The 16,867-nt window shown below is 59.2% G+C and carries 14 protein-coding genes; 4 read left to right on the top strand and 10 right to left on the bottom strand.

Annotation, left to right across the window (positions count from 1 at the left end; genetic code table 11):
• Positions 1-46: 46 nt before the first annotated feature.
• Positions 47-1,639 (bottom strand): maltose/glucose-specific PTS transporter subunit IIBC, encoded by a 1,593-nt coding sequence (gene malX / locus CWM57_RS04045; RefSeq protein WP_012541901.1) that lies wholly within the window; start codon positions 1,637-1,639, stop codon positions 47-49.
• A gap of 173 nt (positions 1,640-1,812) precedes the next feature.
• Between malX and CWM57_RS04040 the strand changes: the two genes are divergently transcribed.
• Entirely contained in the window at positions 1,813-2,841 is a 1,029-nt protein-coding gene (locus tag CWM57_RS04040; RefSeq protein WP_008805079.1) for a Mal regulon transcriptional regulator MalI, read from the top strand.
• Between the two features lie 39 nt (positions 2,842-2,880).
• On the opposite strand, the gene CWM57_RS04035 is transcribed toward CWM57_RS04040, so the two are convergent.
• Positions 2,881-4,458, bottom strand: coding sequence for a YdgA family protein (locus CWM57_RS04035; RefSeq protein WP_100675652.1), 1,578 nt, complete (start codon positions 4,456-4,458; stop codon positions 2,881-2,883).
• Between the two features lie 87 nt (positions 4,459-4,545).
• Entirely contained in the window at positions 4,546-5,724 is a 1,179-nt protein-coding gene (gene manA, locus CWM57_RS04030; protein WP_016160937.1) for a mannose-6-phosphate isomerase, read from the bottom strand.
• A 201-nt stretch (positions 5,725-5,925) separates the two neighbouring features.
• On the opposite strand from manA, the gene fumA reads away from it, so the two are divergent.
• A complete protein-coding gene (gene fumA / locus CWM57_RS04025) occupies positions 5,926-7,572 on the top strand; it encodes a class I fumarate hydratase FumA (RefSeq protein ID WP_100675651.1) in 1,647 nt (548 codons plus the stop codon).
• Positions 7,573-7,909: 337 nt separating this feature from the next.
• Positions 7,910-9,310, top strand: a complete 1,401-nt coding sequence (gene fumC / locus CWM57_RS04020) for a class II fumarate hydratase (RefSeq protein ID WP_100675650.1) — start codon at positions 7,910-7,912, stop codon at positions 9,308-9,310.
• Here the strand turns inward: fumC and tus are convergent.
• The 5 genes from tus to rstA all read right to left on the bottom strand — a co-directional run bounded on the left by tus (position 9,300) and on the right by rstA (position 14,177).
• Entirely contained in the window at positions 9,300-10,232 is a 933-nt protein-coding gene (gene tus / locus CWM57_RS04015; protein ID WP_074385978.1) for a DNA replication terminus site-binding protein, read from the bottom strand. The two genes, fumC and tus, sit on opposite strands and share 11 nt — an antisense overlap.
• A 74-nt stretch (positions 10,233-10,306) precedes the next feature.
• Positions 10,307-11,608, bottom strand: coding sequence for a two-component system sensor histidine kinase RstB (gene rstB, locus CWM57_RS04010; RefSeq protein WP_074385977.1), 1,302 nt, complete (start codon positions 11,606-11,608; stop codon positions 10,307-10,309).
• Positions 11,609-11,849: 241 nt separating this feature from the next.
• The gene (locus CWM57_RS04005; protein ID WP_074385976.1) at positions 11,850-12,590 is read right to left on the bottom strand and encodes an SDR family oxidoreductase; all 741 of its coding nucleotides are present in this window, start codon (positions 12,588-12,590) and stop codon (positions 11,850-11,852) included.
• A 255-nt stretch (positions 12,591-12,845) separates the two neighbouring features.
• Positions 12,846-13,208 carry a hypothetical protein gene (locus tag CWM57_RS04000; protein ID WP_074385975.1) on the bottom strand — a complete coding sequence of 121 codons (363 nt, stop codon included), beginning with the start codon at positions 13,206-13,208 and terminating at the stop codon, positions 12,846-12,848.
• Positions 13,209-13,460: 252 nt separating this feature from the next.
• Positions 13,461-14,177, bottom strand: a complete 717-nt coding sequence (gene rstA, locus CWM57_RS03995) for a two-component system response regulator RstA (protein ID WP_100675649.1) — start codon at positions 14,175-14,177, stop codon at positions 13,461-13,463.
• A gap of 128 nt (positions 14,178-14,305) precedes the next feature.
• Here rstA and CWM57_RS03990 point away from each other — a divergent pair, with 128 nt between their 5' ends.
• The gene (locus CWM57_RS03990) at positions 14,306-14,641 is read left to right on the top strand and encodes a GlpM family protein (RefSeq protein WP_061154740.1); all 336 of its coding nucleotides are present in this window, start codon (positions 14,306-14,308) and stop codon (positions 14,639-14,641) included.
• On the opposite strand, the gene folM is transcribed toward CWM57_RS03990, so the two are convergent.
• Positions 14,638-15,360 carry a dihydromonapterin reductase gene (gene folM / locus CWM57_RS03985; RefSeq protein WP_061154739.1) on the bottom strand — a complete coding sequence of 241 codons (723 nt, stop codon included), beginning with the start codon at positions 15,358-15,360 and terminating at the stop codon, positions 14,638-14,640. The two genes, CWM57_RS03990 and folM, sit on opposite strands and share 4 nt — an antisense overlap.
• 36 nt (positions 15,361-15,396) lie before the next feature.
• Positions 15,397-16,779 (bottom strand): amino acid permease, encoded by a 1,383-nt coding sequence (locus CWM57_RS03980; protein WP_061154738.1) that lies wholly within the window; start codon positions 16,777-16,779, stop codon positions 15,397-15,399.
• Between the last annotated feature and the right edge of the window lie 88 nt (positions 16,780-16,867).

The raw sequence follows: 16,867 nt of genomic DNA, 5'->3' as shown, positions 1-16,867 counted from the left end.
TTCCTTAGCGAATGTCCCCCTCCGCGCGGAAGGGGGACCAGTAGGGTCAGGCCTGAACAGTATTCATCAATACGGCCATTTCATCTTTTACTGACTGCACCTGCGGGCCAATAACCACCTGCAGGTTATGCTGATTGAGCTGAACCACCCCGATGGCGCGATGGGCTTTCAGCGCGGCGGCGTCCACTTTGCTCATATCGTGTACCGACAGACGCAGACGAGTAATGCAGTTATCCAGCGAAACAATGTTCTCGGCGCCGCCGAGCGCCGCCAGAATCGCCGGCACGTTATAGCCGGATTTGCCGATGGTACCGGCGACGGCTTTCTCCACGCTGGCGGCGGTGTCGATATCGCGACCCGGCGTTTTCAGATTGAAGCGGGTGATGGCGAAGCGGAAGATGGCATAGTAGACCGCGAACCAGATAGCCGCCACCACCGGCACCAGATACCACTTGGTCGCCAGGCCATGCAGGATGCCAAACACCACGAAGTCGATGATATTGCCGTCGGTGTTGCCGATGGTCACCCCGAGCACCGCCATGATGGTAAAGCCGAGACCGGTCAGCAGCGCGTGGATGACATACAGCACCGGCGCGACGAACAGGAACAGGAACTCCAGCGGCTCGGTGGTGCCGCCGACCACGCAGGCGATGACCCCGGAGATCAGCAGGCCTTTAATTTTATGCCGGTTTTCCGGACGGGCGCAGTGGTACATCGCCAGCGCGGCTCCCGGCAGGCCGCCGAGGAAGGCCGGCATTTTACCCTGCGACAGGAAGCGGGTGGCGCTTTCGGAGAAGCCGTGGGTGGTCGGGCAGCTCAGTTGCGCCTGGAAGATGGTCAGCGCGCCGCTGACGCTGTGGCCGCAGACGTCGAGGGTACCGCCGGCTTCAGTGAAGCGGATCAGCGCCACCAGAATGTGGTGCAGGCCAAACGGCAGCAGCAGTCGCTCGCCGGTGCCGAAGATCATCGGGCCAAAATCCCCGGCGCTGTTGATCATCTTCCCGAGGGCGTTGATCCCCATGGCGAAGACTGGCCACACCAGCGGGATCGCCAGCCCGACCAGACCCAGCACCACGGTGGTGATGATCGGCACGAAGCGGGTGCCGCCGAAGAAGGCCAGGGCGTCCGGCAGGCGAATGTTATGGAAGCGTTCATGCAGCAGCCAGACGATAATCCCGGCGATAACCGCGCCGAGGATCCCGGTATCGATCGACGGAATACCGATGATGTTCTGGATATTGTTGGCCTTCAGGATCGCGGCGTCGGTGGTGGGCAGAATGCCTTTCGCCGTCAGCCAGAAGTTGACCGCCAGGTTCATGACCGCGTAGCCGACAAAGCCGGCGAAGGCGGCGACGCCTTTGTTCTCCCGCGCCAGCCCCAGTGGGATGGCGATACAGAACATGACCGGCAGGAAACTGAAAGCAAAGGAGCCGACTTTGCTCATCCAGATAAAGATGGCCTGCAGCAGCGGCATATCCAGCCACGGCAACAGCGTCAAAACATCGTGACTGCTTAACGAACTGCCAATCCCCAGCATGATCCCACAAAACGAGAGCAACGCTACGGGCAGCATAAAGGTTTTTCCGAGCTGCTGGAAAAACTCCCATAAAGTGATTTTTGGTGCTGTTTTCGCCGTCATAACACGGTTCCTGATTCTCAAGTGGTCGGGAAGAACTAACGCCACGGCAAGATAAAACGTTTTATCACTTTTTAGTGCGATAAAAATCACATAATCAAGCGATAATAAGGTTTATAAAGATCGCACAATGATAAAACGTTTTATCGACAGGCAAGGGAGTCAGCCAGCGCGTTATGGCTATCGCAAAAAAGATCACCATCAATGATGTGGCGCAGGCCGCCGGGGTCTCCGTGAGCACCGTCTCGCTGGTGCTGAGCGGTAAAGGGCGCATCTCCAGCGCCACCGGCGAGCGGGTTAATCAGGCCATCGAACAGCTGGGATTTGTGCGCAACCGCCAGGCCGCCTCGCTGCGTGGCGGGCAGAGCGGGGTGATTGGCCTTATCGTTAGCGATCTGTCAAAGCCGTTTTACGCCGAATTAACCGCCGGCCTCACCGACGCCCTGGAAAGGCAGGGGAAAATGGTGTTCCTCACCCAGGGCGGTCGCAGCGGCGAGAAGATAGACCAGCGGTTTGATACCCTCGCGGCGCAGGGGGTCGACGGGGTGATCATCGCCGGGTCGATCGATCGCGGGAGCGAACTGCGCGAGCGGGCCGCGCAGGCTGGCGTGCCGCTGGTGTTTGCTTCCCGCGCCAGCTACCTTGACGATGTCGACCTGATCCGCCCGGACAACATGCAGGCGGCGCAGCTGGTGACCGAGCATCTTATCCGCCGCGGCCATCAGCGGATCGCCTGGCTTGGTGGGCAGAGTTCTTCGCTGACGCGCGCCGAGCGGGTCGGCGGCTATTGCGCCACCTTGCTGAAATACGGTCTGCCGTTTCACAGCGAATGGGTGCTGGAGTGCGAGTCGAGCCAGAAGCAGGCGGCGGAGGCGATGGCGGGGCTGTTGCGCCAGAATCCGACCATCACTGCGGTGCTGTGCTACAACAACGTGGTGGCCACTGGCGCGTGGTTTGGTTTACTGCGGGCCGGAAGGCAGAGCGGAGAAGACGGTGTCGAGAGCTATTTCGAACAGCGGGTGGCGCTGGCGGCGTTCGCCGACGTGCCGGAGGCGGCGCTGGATGACCTGCCGCTCACCTGGGTAACGACCCCGGCGCGCGAGATGGGGAAAACCCTGGCAGAGTCGATGCTGCGACGGCTTGAGGAAGGCACCGGCGAGGCGCGCAACCAGATTATGCCGCCGCGGCTGGTGACACGGAAATGAGGGAGACGGCGCGCGATGGCCGTCTCCTGAGCCGATAAGTTACGGCTGCGGGGCGGCGTCGTCCTGCTGAGGAGCGGCGTCATCTTGCTGCGGAGCGGCGTCATCCTGTTGCGGCTGGCCTTCCTGCGGCGCCGCGTCCGGTTGAGCAGGCGCTTCCAGACCAAACATCGCGGCAAAATCCTCCAGCGGCATTTTCTGCCCGTTCAGCGTCACCTGGCCGTTAGCGTACTGCAGGCTGCTGCTGATGGCGTTATCTTCCATGGTGGTGATGCGGAACATCTGGCCCATCGCCGCCAGGCCTTTGACCTGCTGATCGGCGAGCTTGGCCGCATCGGCTGGCTGGTAACCTTCCAGACCGGCGATCTTAGTCATTAACTCCGTCGCCATATCCACCGGGATCACCACCTTGCCGTCAAGCGACTGCACCACGCGATCCAGGCTGTCCGCCAGGGTCTGCGGTGGGGTGGTCACCTGGGCCGGATCCTTCAGCAGAACCGACAGATTCAGGGTACTTTCCCCTTTGGCATTGCGCCAGCTCAGCGGAGAGAGGGTCACCGACGGATTGCCTTTAAGCAGGATCGGCAGCGCATTGAACAGGGCTTCGGTTAACGCCTGCTGGTACAGTTCCGGGTTTTGCGCCAGCTCCGGTTTTGCCAGCAGCGCCTGAGACTGTGCGCTGTACTGCTGACTGAACTGGTGCCACGCCTGACCGTCGACATTATCCACTTTCAGCGTCAGTTTGCCGCTGCCCATATCCTGCCCCTGCAGCTTGAGGCTGTTGACGGTGTAGTTCACCTGGCTGTTCACGCCTTTACCGTCCTGGGTCAGCGTCGAGCCGCCGTCCAGCGCCATCCCGTCAACCAGCGCCAGCTCTTTGCCTTCGACGCTGATGGCCAGTTTATCGAGGGTCATTTTTTGCTGGCCGATACGTTCGTTGAAGCTGGCCAGCTCGGTGGCGCCGTCGGTGGTCAGATTGACGAAGCGCAGCTGCACCTTCTGATTATATTCGTTGAGCGCATCGATCTGCCCGCTGCCGGCCTGGCCCTTCAGGCTGATGTTTTTGCCGTCGCGGTCGGCGTCGAGCTGGAACTGACCGCCGCTGAAGGTGACTTTCTCATCACCTTTGGCATAGTCGAGGGCATTGAGCACGATCGCCGACTGGCTGTCGCCGCGGTAGGCGATGCGTGTATCGACGGTAAAGGGAGTGTTGCCTTTGGCGATCTCGAACAGCGCCTGGCTGGCGTCATTTTTCACCAGCGTGGTGTGGACCGAGGCCATCGCCGGCGCCAGATTAAAGGTTTTTAATGAGGCCAGCGGGAAGGGGCCATGATCGACCACCTCGTCAAGCACCACGCTCTGTCCGGCGGCCAGCCAGCTGGCCTGACCGGCGATCGGCTTAACCACCAGCTGCAGATGGCTGCTGAACAGCCCGCGCCGGTAATCCTGATAGCTCAGCTCCAGACCTGATTCCGGCGCGCTGCTGCGTAGCTGCGCGTTAGCCTGCTGCACCATATCGGCGACCCGGCCTTCCAGCTGTTTGCCGGTGTACCAGGCGCCGCCTGTCCATACCACGCCCAGCGCCACGATGATGCCTGCTGCGACCAGCGATTTTTTCATAGCATTTGTCCATAAATGAAGCCAGGCGGAGAGACCGCCTGGCTGAGTTGTCATCATTCAGTAAGCGCGACCTGAAAGGTCAGTCACTTACTGGAGCTTATTAAACACGCGCGCCACGCGGCCGCGGCCGCTGACCTGCACCGGTGATTCGTTGGCGGCCACGAAAGCCGACTCGCCCGGCTTGAGCGTCAGGCTCTGGTCACCTTTGTGCAGTACGGCTTCGCCGTCGACGCAGAAAATAATCGCCGCGCTCGCCTGAGCCAGATCGCTGGCCTCGGCGGAGAGGTCGTGCAGCGAGAAGGCAAAATCTTCCACCGGGATCGGGAAGTCCAGCTCTGCGCCGTGCTGCTGCGGCTGGGTCAACAGCTCACCCGCCGGTTTGGCTTCGAACTTGACGTTAGCGACCAGCTCAGGAATATCAATGTATTTCGGCGTCAGACCGGCGCGCAGTACGTTATCCGAGTTGGCCATCACCTCCAGCGCCACCCCCTGCAGATAGGCATGCGGCGTTTCGGCGAACAGGAACATGGCTTCGCCAGGGTTCAGCTTCACCACGTTCAGCAGCAGCGGCGAGAAGAGGCCGCTGTCGTCCGGATAGAATTCCGCGATCAGGCGGATAGTCTGCCACGGTTCGCCCTGTTCACGGGCCAGTACGTCGCGCAGTACCTGCAGCGCCTTGGCTTTTTCCTCACCCTGCATATTGAGCAGGCTGGCAAACAGCTGGCTCAGGTGAGCCGCGTCCGGCTGCTGCAGGAAGGCGCCAATCGCCGGATGCGCGCTTGCCACCGGCTGCAGCAGGGTGACAATCTCGCTGAACTCGCGAAACGCATTCATCGCCAGGAACGGCGTCAGGGCAAAAACCAGCTCCGGCTTGTGGTTTGGATCTTTATAGTTACGCTCGGCGGCGGAGAGCGGGATGCCGGCGGCGTTCTCGCGGGCGAAACCTTCTTCCGAGGCCTGCTTGTTGGGATGTACCTGAATAGAGAGTGGCTGAGCGGCGCACAGCACTTTAAACAGGAACGGCAGCTCACCAAAGCGGGCGGCAACCTTGTCGCCGAGCAGGGCGGTTTTATCCGCGTCAATCACCTCGCGCAGCGAACGCGGCTGGCCGTCGGCCGCCAGGATCTGCGAGCTGCTCTTCGGATGCGCCCCCATCCACAGCTCTGCCATCGGCAGGTTGTCCGGGTTGGCAATGCCATACAGTTCAGTTAAAGCGGTGTGGCTTCCCCATGCGTAGTTCTGTACGGCGTTGATCAGCTTTTGCATTCTCATTCCCTGTATCAATCAAAGTAAAAATTATTACTCTATTAAACCAGCAAACCGTGGAGAAGCAACTGCTGAAAGAAAAAGTCGTCCCTGTCTCAGTTTTTGTTAAAAAATTGTGTAAGATTGATCGACTCGCTTTTCTACAGGCACATGGAGTCCCTGCCTGAAACATAATCAGCCAAAGCAGTAAGTGAGAGTACAATGTCGAATAAACCGTTTGTTTACCAGGATCCTTTTCCCCTCAAAAAGGATGACACCGAGTATTATCTCCTCAGCAGTGATTACGTCTCCGTGGCCGAATTTGCCGGCCAGGAAGTGCTAAAAGTCGACCCTCAGGCGCTGACCCTTATGGCGCAGCATGCTTTCCACGACGCTTCCTTTATGCTTCGCCCGGCGCATCAGCAGCAGGTGGCGGATATCCTTAACGACCCGGAAGCCAGCGAAAACGACAAATACGTGGCGCTGCAGTTCCTGCGCAACTCGGATATCGCCGCCAAAGGCATTCTGCCCACCTGCCAGGACACCGGCACCGCGATCATCATGGGTAAAAAAGGCCAGCGCGTGTGGACCGGCGGCGGCGATGAAGCCGCGCTGGCGCAGGGTGTGTACAACACCTATATCCAGGACAACCTGCGCTACTCGCAGAACGCGCCGCTGGATATGTATAAAGAGGTTAACACCGGTACTAACCTGCCGGCGCAGATCGATCTCTATGCTACCGATGGCGATGAGTATAAATTCCTCTGCATCGCCAAGGGCGGCGGTTCGGCGAACAAAACCTATCTGTACCAGGAAACCAAAGCGCTGATCACCCCGGCGAAGCTGAAAAACTATCTGGTTGAGAAGATGCGCACCCTCGGTACGGCCGCTTGTCCGCCGTACCATATCGCCTTTGTGATTGGCGGAACTTCGGCGGAAGCGACGCTGAAAACCGTGAAGCTGGCTTCCACCAAATACTACGATGGCCTGCCGACCGAAGGTAACGAGCATGGCCAGGCGTTCCGCGACATTCAGCTGGAGCAGGAGCTGCTGCTGGAAGCGCAGAACCTCGGCCTCGGCGCGCAGTTCGGCGGGAAATACTTCGCCCACGATATCCGGGTGATCCGTCTGCCGCGTCACGGCGCTTCCTGCCCGGTAGGGATGGGCGTCTCCTGTTCCGCCGACCGCAACATCAAAGCCAAAATCAACCGCGACGGCATCTGGATCGAGAAGCTGGAGAGCAATCCGGGGAAATATATCCCTGAGCATCTGCGCCAGGCCGGGGAAGGCGAAGCGGTGAAGGTGAATCTTAACCAGCCGATGAGCGAGATCCTGGCGCTGCTGTCGCAGTACCCGGTGTCCACCCGCCTGTCGCTGAGCGGCACTATCATCGTGGCCCGCGATATCGCCCACGCCAAGCTGAAGGAGCTTATCGACAGCGGTGAAGCACTGCCGCAGTACGTCAAAGATCACCCGATCTACTACGCGGGCCCGGCTAAGACGCCGGACGGTTACGCCTCCGGCTCTCTGGGGCCGACCACCGCAGGCCGCATGGATTCTTACGTCGATCTGCTGCAGTCGCACGGCGCGAGCAAGATCATGCTGGCGAAAGGCAACCGCAGCCAGCAGGTGACCGATGCGTGCCACAAACACGGCGGCTTCTACCTCGGCAGCATCGGCGGCCCGGCGGCGGTGCTGGCCCAGCAGAGCATCCGCAGCCTCGAGTGCGTGGCGTATCCGGAGCTGGGTATGGAGGCTATCTGGAAAATTGAAGTGGAAGATTTCCCGGCGTTTATCCTCGTCGATGATAAAGGCAATGACTTCTTCCAGCAGATCCAGACGTCGCAGTGCGCCCGCTGCGTGAAGTAACCCAGGCCGCCCTTCGGGGCGGCTCTGGCCGATGACAAACCGGTTTTCGTTATTGTGATCGCCTTTCTGCCGGGTGGCAGCTTTCGCCTTACCCGGCCTACGAAAACAGCAATATCAAACAGTTATGCAGTTCTCTGTAGGACCGCGCAAGCGCAGCGCCGCCGGGCAATCCCGACGATTGCATATTGTCAGCGGTCTGGGCCGCCCTTCGGGGCGGCTTTTTTATGTCGCTTCGCGGCACGAACCACCAAAACAACTTATAAATCTGGCCAATACTTAGTCTTTTAAGCAGGTGAGCTTTGTCGCTATGACGCACTTTGAATCCAAGGAGAAAGTAATGACAACGCATCGCAGTGAAAAAGACTCGATGGGCGCCATCGACGTCCCGGCCGATAAACTCTGGGGCGCCCAGACCCAGCGCTCGCTGGAGCATTTCCGCATCTCGACCGAAAAAATGCCCGGGGAGCTGATATACGCCCTGGCGCTGACCAAGCGGGCGGCGGCGAAGGTTAATCAGGATCTCGGGTTGCTGACGGCGGAGAAAGCCGGGGCGATCGTCGCTGCCGCTGACGAAGTCCTGGCCGGAAAGCACTCGCAGGAGTTCCCGCTGGCTATCTGGCAGACCGGCTCCGGCACCCAAAGCAATATGAATATGAACGAGGTGCTGGCCAACCGCGCCAGTGAACTGCTGGGCGGTGAACGGGGGATGGCGCGAAAAATTCATCCCAATGACGATGTGAATAAGAGCCAGAGCTCAAATGACGTGTTTCCCACCGCCATGCACGTCGCGGCGCTGATTGCCCTGAGGGAAAAAGTGATCCCGTCGCTGCAGGCGCTGCGGGCGACGCTCAACGAAAAAGCAGTGGCCTTCAGGGATATCTTCAAGATCGGCCGCACCCATCTGCAGGACGCCACACCGCTCACGTTAGGCCAGGAGATCTCCGGCTGGGTGGCGATGCTGGACCATAGCCTGAAGCACATTGAAGCCAGCCAGCCGCATCTTGCCGAGCTGGCGCTGGGCGGGACGGCGGTAGGAACCGGGCTGAATACCCATCCGGAGTATGCCGTGCGGGTGGCGGCCGAGCTGGCGTCGCTCAGCGGACAGCCATTTGTCACCGCGCCGAACAAATTCGAAGCGCTGGCTACTGTGGATGCCCTGGTCCATGCCCACGGCGCGCTGAAAGGCCTGGCGGCGTCGCTGATGAAAATCGCTAACGATGTCCGCTGGCTGGCCTCCGGCCCCCGCTGCGGCATTGGCGAAATCGCCATCCCGGAGAATGAGCCGGGTTCTTCAATCATGCCCGGCAAGGTTAACCCAACTCAATGCGAAGCGTTGACCATGGTCTGCTGCCAGGTGATGGGCAATGACGTGGCGGTAAATATCGGCGGCGCCTCGGGTAACTTTGAGCTTAACGTCTATCGTCCGATGGTCATTCACAACGTCCTGCAGTCGGTGCGTCTGCTGGCGGACGGTATGGAGAGCTTTAATGAGCACTGTGCGGTGGGTATTGAACCGAATCGCGAGCGGATCAGCCAGCTGCTCAATGAGTCGCTGATGCTGGTAACCGCGCTGAATACCCATATCGGCTACGACAAGGCGGCGGAAATCGCTAAAAAAGCGCACCATGAGGGGCTGACCCTCAAAGCCTCGGCGCTGGCGCTGGGCTACCTGACGGAAGCCGAATTCGACAGCTGGGTGCGCCCGGAAGAGATGGTCGGCAGCCTGGCTACTCGTTAGCCAGCCAGAGGTGCAGGCGCGGGATAAGTAATCTCAGCGACTGCGCCTCCGGTTTGTAGCGGTACTGGACATTGTCGGCGTCATAGTTCAGCAATTCGCCGATATCCGGGACGCTGACCCCCTGGCTACCGGTTATCAGCGCGATCAGCGGGCTGGGGCAGGCATACTGTACCTGTTTCTGCTCGCTGGCGTACCAGACGCGGGCAATCGGCTGCACTTTCACCGGCCGTTTGATTTTCAGCCGCGCCCGCTGCGGCAGGGCGGCGATGTCCTGATACTCCCTCTCAAGCTTGCTCTGCCACTGCTCACGGGTCCACGGCGGCACCGCCCGCGGTGATTGCAGGCTTTTCTCCAGCATCATCAATACCTGGTCGCGGGTCAGGTTCTTGATCACGTGTTTATTGGCCCAGCCGAAGCGGATGGTGCTCGGGTCGACGAGGGGCGTCAGCGTGCGGTAGGCGCTGAGGGTGATCAAGCCCGGCAGGTGGCGATGCACCCATTCAAAACGGGCAGTGGGGGGCAGGCCAGAATCGACGGTGACGATTTTCTCGAAGGTAGCCTTCAGGGCGTTAATATGCTGAATGCGCGCCAGCAGATCCTGCTGCTCCACGGCGGTGACCTGCAGGCAGATAGCCCCCGGCAGACGAACGGCGGCTTTGCTGCTGCGGGTTTCCGACTGCTGCTGGATAAACAGATGGCTGTAATGGCGTAGGGCGAGGGTCAGCGCCGCCTTGCCGATGTGTTGCACCACCGGAATGTTGGCCAGCGGATCGTGCTCGGCATCCTTACTGACCGCCGGCAGTTCAAATACCCGGGCCGCCAGCAGCCGGCAGCTGCTTAGCGCCTGCTGGAGCGTCTGCAGCTCCAGCTCGATCTGACGAAAGGTATCATTCAGACGTTCAACAAGGTCGTAGCGAGCCATCGATTCACCTTAGTTACAACATACTATTCGATTTTTGCAGCATACGCAGCGCGCGGCCTCTGCGCAAGTTTTATTCAGGCAGAGGTAAAATCGGGCAACTGATGATAAACCGGCCAGCTAAAGCAGAAGCGGGCGCCGCCGAGAGGGCTGGCCTCGCAGCGCACGTCACCGCCCATCGCCTGGGCAATACTGTGCACAATCGCCAGGCCGAGGCCGCATCCTCCGGTCGCCCGATCGCGGCTGGGGTCAAGACGGACAAAGGGCTCAAACACTCGCTCGCGCTCTTCAGGGGCAATGCCCGGGCCGTCATCCTCGACCTGCAACGAGGCACGCGCTCCCTGCAGGGTCAGGCTGACCGCCACCCGCTGGGTGCTGTAGCGCAGGGCGTTATTCACCAGATTATCCAGTACCCGCTCCATCAGCCGCATATCCAGCGCGCCATAGTTGCCGTGGGTCAGCGTCGCCAGAGCGACCTCGCGCTGCGGGTTGACCATCTGAATATCCTCGACATGATCGCTGATCCAGGCGGGGAAATCAGGGGTGGTCAGACTGAGTTCCGTCTGCGGACGGTCGAGGCGGGCGTAGGTCAGGAGTTCTTCAATCAGCGCCTCGAGCTGGCCGATATCGCGGTTCAGCGCTTGCGATTCCGCCTCAGTGAGGTTTTCGCTCATCTCCAGACGATAGCGCAGGCGGACCAGCGGCGTCCTGAGCTCATGGGCGATACCGTCAATCAGCTGCTTTTTACTGGCAATGAGGGCGTTAATGTTATCGGCCATCTGATTAAAGGCCACGCCGAGCCGTTCAAAGCTGGACATGCTGTCAAAATGAATGCGCTCGCTGAAGTGGCCCTCGCCAAAGCGCTGGGCAGCGGTTTCAATGCGCAACATGTCCTGCCAGTGTGGACGCATCCAGATAAACACCGGAAAGGCCAGCGAGATAGCGATAAACGCCATCAGCGCAATGTCCAGCAGGCGCATTTCATGCAGAAAATAGAGATAGGGCACCGGGCCCACCGACAGCACATAATGGCTGCGGGGAATACGCTGAATGAAGGTGTACTGGTCATCCAGCGCGACAATATCGCCGGCGCGCAGGTGCTGCATCGAGCTTTCCGATAGCTTGAATTTGCTCATCGGCTCGATGTGCAGATCGAACGACAGGTTCAGATCCAGCTCTTTGAGCGTCTTGCTCCAGTCGCGCGGCGGAATTTCCCGCAGCTCGCTGCGCATCAGATACAGCGAGCTTTTCATCAGATCGTCAAGCGACTGTCGTCCGGCGCGTTCAGCGGTAAATTTATAGACCAGGCCGACCAGCATGGTCATGACCAGAAAGCAGACGAAGAGCAAAAGATAGAACTGCACAAACAGCTTTTTCATTAAATCTCACTTAAATCAGAATGTTAATTACCTATCTTTTGCCTTCATGGCGCGGTGTGGTATGTGCCTTTCCGCTAAAGCGGAGATGCAGGAACGAAACCAGACCGCTGTCCAGGGCGTTTGTCACGGCAGAATATACCGCAAAAATCACTTCTGCGTTTCACGCCCTGTTTAATGCGCTATCAAAGCAGGGTTCACCCTCACTGACAACATCCCGCAGGCATAAATAATGACGCAGCCCTTATAAGCGCAGCAGTCCGCCATCCACCACATACTGGCTACCCGTCACATACCCGGCATCATCCGATAATAAAAACAGCGCAACCGCCGCCGCTTCTTCCGGCGTTCCCTGGCGTTTTAGCGGCACGGTAGCCCTGATCTGCGCATCATACTGCTCGCGGAAGGGGGCGGGGATCGCGTCAAGCAGAGGGGTATCGATTGCCCCGGGGACCAGCGCGTTAACTCTGATCCCGCGGGCGGCGAAGGCCGTTGCCCAGCTGCGAACCAGTGCAAGCTGCGCGCCTTTGCTGGCGGCATAGAGCGCCGCCAGTGGCGTGCCTTCGTAGGCGGCCGTAGAGGCGGTGATGACCACCGAGGCTCCGGTCTTCAAAAAACGCGTAAGTGCGGCGATTTGCAGGACGGCAGAACGAACATTGTTGGCCATGATGGTATCGAACTGCGTTTCGGTGGTATTTTCCACCGTTGAAAAGGCGAGCTGGCCGGCGTTCAGCCACAGGCCATCCAGCATGCCAAAGGATTCTACAGACTCGGCGAGGGCATGCGCTGCCTCAGGTTCCGCGCCATCGTTCTGGAGAAACCAGGCGCGCTCGGGCAGCACTGTGCGTAACGATTCCAGTTTTTGCTGATGGCGTCCGGTCAGCATCACTTCGCCCCCTTCATCAATAATGCGCATTGCCCCTGCCAGACCAATACCGCTGCTCGCCCCTGTAATCACAATTTTCTTACCTGAGAACCGTCCCATTGTCTCTCCCGTACCGCGTGAGTGTTGAGTTAACTCACACTAGAACAATGAAAATTTATTGTAAAACGACCATCTTTGGGGGGCCCGGCGTGTTGCGACTTGCCATCTTTGTGGCGCCGCTATACCCGATGTATGCAGCGTCTCCGGGGTGACATTCGCCGGGAAGGTCGCACAGGGAGGTGTGTATGTGACGGTGTCACAAATAAAGTTTATTCACCTGACCTGCGCCTTCCAGGGGAGCCGACCGGGGTATCGCTACTCGTGAAAGTAGGGAATATCTACCGGATAGGTGGTCGTCAGACTCAGCAGCCGACAGCGCACCAGCTTTTCCGTTTCGGCATACCAGTAAGCAAACTCGCCCGTGGTTTGGTGGTAAATCATCTGATCGAGGTTGGCAAACGGGATCACCAGCAGCGGTCCCTGGCGAACGTGGCCGCCTCCCGTTTCAAAGTGATGCTGTCCCCAGGATTGCTGGGTATGTTCATAGCGGTGGAGGATCACCTCGATTTGCCCGCGCTGTGGACAGAGGAGTCGAATATCGGCGTTGTCGAGGGAAAAAGCCCAGCCAGAGAGTGAAGTGAAGAGTGAGAGTGCCAAAAGTACAACGTATTTCATCATGCAAAAGTCCTGTGTTTTCAGGCTTTATGCCACTCTGATAACGGTAAGTCCTTGAGCACAATCATATTGAGGGCTTATGTGATGGGGAACTGTACGGCTAAATCTATTGATTTACGCAATATGACAAATTCGCAGCGGGCAGTCGGCGCGCAGAGGGAAACCCGCGCAGTCGCCCTAAGCAGCCAAAGCTGAGGCGGTTATCGCCGTGGAGTGCGCCATAAAACGGGCCCCTCGCAGGGCCGCGGGAGAAGCTTAGTTGTCCCAGGCGTGAGGGGCGAACAGGTAGCCTTTGTTGCGAACGGTCTTAATCCGATAAGGCTCCGTGGCGTTGTCGAGCAGTTTTTTACGCAGGCGGGAGATGGCCACGTCGACGCTGCGATCCATCCCGTCGTAGGTGACACCGCGTAAATTTTTCAGCAGCGCGTCGCGGTCCATAATTTGCCCGGCATGGGTGGCCAGCTCCCACAGCAGATCGAAATCGGCCGTCGACAATGCGACGCTTTCCCCGCCGAGCAGCACCTGACGGTTGACCGGGTCGATGGTCAGCGAACCAAAGGAGATGGTTTTATGTGGCGTGAGTGTTGAGGGGGTTCCGGCGCCCGCCGGAGCGATATGCTGGCGTAGATGCAGACGCAGTCGCGCGAGAAGTACCGCTGGCGGCGTGGTTTTCAGGATATAATCGCTGGCGCCCATCTCCAGGGAGAGGATATGGTTCATATCGCTGTCGAGCGAGGTCAGCAGGACAATGGGCCCTTGCCATTGCCCGCGCAGGTCGCGGCAGAGCGTCATCCCGTCTTTGCCGGGCAGCATAATGTCCAGCAGCACGAGGTCCGGTTTCTCCCGCGCGATCACGTCCTCTGCGCGGTCGCCGCGAGGCTCGACCACCACATCCATATCATGCTTGCCGAGATAGGCGGCGATCAGCGTCCCTACCTCAGGGTCATCCTCAACAAAAACGATTTTATTCATGTCTATTGCACATCAGTAAAAGAAGTAACATACACCGCGCTTATTTTACCCGCCATTACTCTTTTATAAACAGCGCTATTTCCGCTATGCTGCGCTAACTTGTTGATTCATTGTTAAGGCATACGGACATGGGGCTGTTAATCAAAGGGCTGCTGGGTGCGCTGGTGGTGGTGCTGATTGGCGTGCTGGCAAAAACGAAAAATTACGCTCTCGCCGGGCTGATCCCGCTGTTTCCTACCTTTGCGCTCATCGCTCACTATATCGTCGCCAGCGAGCGCGGTATTGAAGCCCTGCGCACCACTATCGTGTTCGGCATGTGGTCGATCGTTCCCTATTTTGTCTATTTGTTATCGCTGTGGTACTTCACCGGGATCATGCGCCTGCCGTTGGCGCTGGCAGGCGCAGTGGGGTGCTGGGGGCTATGCGCGTGGCTGCTAATTGTTGGCTGGAGCCGCTTCCACTAGCGCAGCGGGCGGCCGCCGTCGACGGCGAATGACCGGCCGGTGACATAGCGGCTGGTAAACAGGTAGTCGATAAGGTCGCTAATCTCTTTTTCGCCTGGGGCAATTTTCATCAGCGATTTATCCAGCGCCTGCTGCCGATAGGCTTCGTCATCACTCTCATTAAATATGATCAGCGACGGGGCGATGGCGTTGACCTTGATCTCCGGCGCCAGCTTGCGGGCGAAGGAGCGGGTCATATTGTCCAGCGCGGCTTTGCTGGCGGCGTAGGCGATATGTTTATCGCTGCCGCGCTCCACGACGTAATCGGTAATATGGATGATATCACTGGCGGCATGGCCGTGGCCGCGCAGCAGATCCTCCAGTGCGTGGTTGAGCAGATAGGGGGCATGGACGTGGATCTGCATCATGCGGTTGATCACTGTGCTCAGCGCGACCCCCGGCTTCTCCGCCATCCAGTCGCTGGCGTTGTGGATGATGGCGCGCAGGCCGCTGGTATGCGATTTGACCGCTTCGGCGAAGGTGAGTATGCCGTCATCGCTACTGAAATCGGCCTGCAGACAGAGGGCGCCCGCGTCGCGCAGGCCATCGATCGCCGGATAGGGCGTGCGATAGCTGACGATGACCGGCTGGTGTTGCAGCAGTAAATGGTGTGCCAGAGCGAGACCGATGCGGCGGCCTCCTCCTGTGATCAGAACCGGGCGGGGCTGTTGTTCAGCCATGGGTATCTCCTATGCGTTCTGCGGCAGGGCGACCGCTTACCCCACCAGCATCCACGTTGCCGGCACAGCGGCAACCAGCAATAAACCAATTAGCGCCAATTCGCGGCGTTTGAGCGAACGATCGTGCTGGTGCGTACGTCGAGCGTACAAAAAGACCAGAAGACCCGGAGCGTAAAGTACCACCGACAACAGTAAATGCACAGGTCCCGACGCGTATAATAACCATAAGCCATAAATGCAGGCGCCGATACCCACCGCTTTGTGCAGCGGGCGGGTGGCGATTTTCAGCAGAAAGGCGCCGACCAGCAGATAGGGGACGAGGATCATCTCTGAGGCGATGGTCAGCAGGGTGCCGTAGTCCGACCCGGTCAACCAGATCAGCACCAGCGATGCCTGAACGCTGATATTGGTCAGCCACAGCGAGGCGGACGGGGCATTATTGCTGTTCTGGCGGGCAAACAGGCGCGGGAAGGCTTTATGCGTGGCGGCCAGGAACGGCACTTCCGCAGCCATGATGGTCCAGCTCAGGTAGGCGCCACACACCGACACGATCAGGCCCGCCGCAATCACAATTTCTCCCCATGAGCCCATCATGTTGACCATCAGTCCCGCCATCGACGGGTTACGCATGCCGGCCAGTTCACTGCGCGGCACCACGCCCAGCGACAGCAGGGTGACCAGCAGATAAACCGCGAGGGCAGAGATGACCGCCAGCAGCGTTGCGCGACCGACATCGCGCTTGTGTCGGGCGCGGGCGGAAACCACGACGGCACCTTCCACGCCGATAAACACCCACAGGGTGATCAGCATGGTGTTTTTAACCTGCTCCCAAACGGGGATACCCAGTGCCAGCCCACGGAAATCGAGGCGAAACGTATCCAGTTGGAAGGCCAGGGCGGCGAGCGCGATAAACGCGCCCAGCGGCAGGAGTTTGGCGAGGGTGGCCACCAGATTAATCCCCGCCGCCGTCTGCACGCCGCGCAGAACCAGAAAATGGACAACCCACAGCAGAACTGAAGCGCCAGCGATAGACTGCCAGGTGTTGCCATCGCCAAACAGGCGCAGCTCAGGGGTATCGGTGAAGAAACTGAGCGCCGAAAAGACGATCACCAGATAGGAGACGTTGGCGATCACCGCACAGAGCCAATATCCCCAGGCGGAACAGAAGCCAATCAGCTCACCGAACCCTTCGCGGGCGTAGGTGAAGATCCCGCCGTCGAGGTCGGGGCGAATTCGGGTTAACAGCAGCATGGCGAAGGCGAGGAACAGGATCCCGACGCCGGTGATGGCCCAGCCGATAAGCAAAGCGGAGGGGCTGGCTACGGCAGCCATATTTTGCGGCAAACTGAATACGCCAGCGCCGAGCATTGAGCTAAGGACCAGGGCGGTCAGGGCGCTCAGGCCCAGTTTCTTTTCCATTGCATTCCCGAGGTGAAAATGGCTGTTCCAGAATATTTATTTTGCGAAATCGCATAAAAATGGAGGATTGCGCTAAGGCGCGGGATTT

Origin of the sequence: Klebsiella sp. G-Nf4 (assembly GCF_002810615.1) — a bacterium.
GTDB classification, from domain to species: domain Bacteria; phylum Pseudomonadota; class Gammaproteobacteria; order Enterobacterales; family Enterobacteriaceae; genus Klebsiella; species Klebsiella variicola.
Note: the sequence above shows the minus strand (reverse complement) of the source record. Positions and strands in the feature narration are given on the sequence as shown.